Below are 1,356 nucleotides of genomic sequence, written 5' to 3'. Positions count from 1 at the left end.
CTGTGGTCTGCATGCATTTGCGCGATGCGGTTGCCGCAGGGGTCGTAGCGCCAGACGCGGTCTTCGGTGAAGCCGATGCGGTTGTCTTCCCAGCGCTGCACGGGGCCTCGCCGCTGGCCTGCGAGGTGGCCTAGGCCCATGAGGTTGAAGTCGGTGCTTTGGCAGCGAGGATGGCGTGCGTATTCAAGCGTTTTTTGTAGGAGCGAGCTGAGGCAATCCTCTGACGGCAAGGGCATATCTCCTGAATCCACTTTACAAATCACTTGCAATCAAAATATTGTATTTCAGGTTTTAAATCAACCCCAAAAGCGTCCACCTCGACTAAACCAATTACAGACAACATCATCTATTTTTATAGCAGTTTTTGGGAATTACAAAGAATCCATTACTCTTGCGCTTGTAATCGGAATTTATAGTTATGAAATTATAGAACCAGAATATATATATATCCTCGTTTTCATTTTCCTTACTCATCTCACCAAGATAAGGGCTTATATTCACATTTCTTTCTACTAAATCTCCTTTTTTCAATCTTATCTCCTTTCCAGATCCATAATCAAAAAAGTCTTGCTTGATATTTTTTGGCTTATCCTTCCGAGCATAAGCATAATACCTAACCCCATAGTCACTTGGAGACCAGGGGGCAGCAAAATCATAAATAACCTTATCCGAATCCGTATTATTTCTTATGGCATGCCTTATATTGATAGATCCATTTTCGCCGCAATCAATGAAATTAACCTCAAGATCCACTTGAGATCTCGCTTGCAATGCGACGAAAATTAACAAGAAGAAAATTAGATAATTTTTCATGGATAATTTCCAGTGTCAACTTTGTTCTTGATTTGCCAGTCAATTATTCTCATCTTTGAGTTATATCTACTTTTGCAACTTGGAATAGTTTCATTTTCCGATTCTTGGCTCAAACATTGAATTTCTTTCTGCATTGCTCGTCTTTCCGAGTCAAGCCTTTTGACGTCATCGGAATTGGTGACAATTACCGATCCGGAATTATTGGCACATATGTTCTTGTTGAAATTCAGCGCATCATTTAAATGAGATTTTTCATGCTCTTCTGTGCATTTTTTTATCCCAGGACATTCTTCAAATTCAAGTTTCTGCACGAATATCTCTGGTGATTTTCCATCGCAGAATATTGTACTAATCCCCGATCCCAAGCTCTGAGGAGATCTCCCAATCGGATCGACTTGCCACTCAAGCCCAAGGGGATCTTGATATTTATTGGGTTTATTATCTGCATATACAGTCTTTATGATCCCCCCTCTAAGACCAATCGGATCCTGATTCACATAACTCCCCACCATCGGATCGTAATACCGATGCCGGTTGTAATAC

2 protein-coding genes are annotated in these 1,356 nt (G+C 41.3%); both read right to left on the bottom strand.

Going from position 1 to position 1,356, the window contains the following annotated elements; all coding sequences use genetic code 11:
- Positions 1 to 342: 342 nt before the first annotated feature.
- A complete protein-coding gene (locus L995_RS33005; RefSeq protein WP_128422682.1) occupies positions 343 to 813 on the bottom strand; it encodes a hypothetical protein in 471 nt (156 codons plus the stop codon).
- Positions 810 to 1,356: RHS repeat-associated core domain-containing protein (locus L995_RS34655; protein ID WP_197065136.1), on the bottom strand; the 547-nt coding region annotated here is incomplete at its 5' end. The genes L995_RS34655 and L995_RS33005, both read right to left, overlap by 4 nt.

This window comes from Delftia sp. ZNC0008 (assembly GCF_000799035.1).
Classification (GTDB): domain Bacteria; phylum Pseudomonadota; class Gammaproteobacteria; order Burkholderiales; family Burkholderiaceae_C; genus Comamonas; species Comamonas tsuruhatensis.
This window is presented reverse-complemented; position numbering and strand designations above follow the sequence as displayed.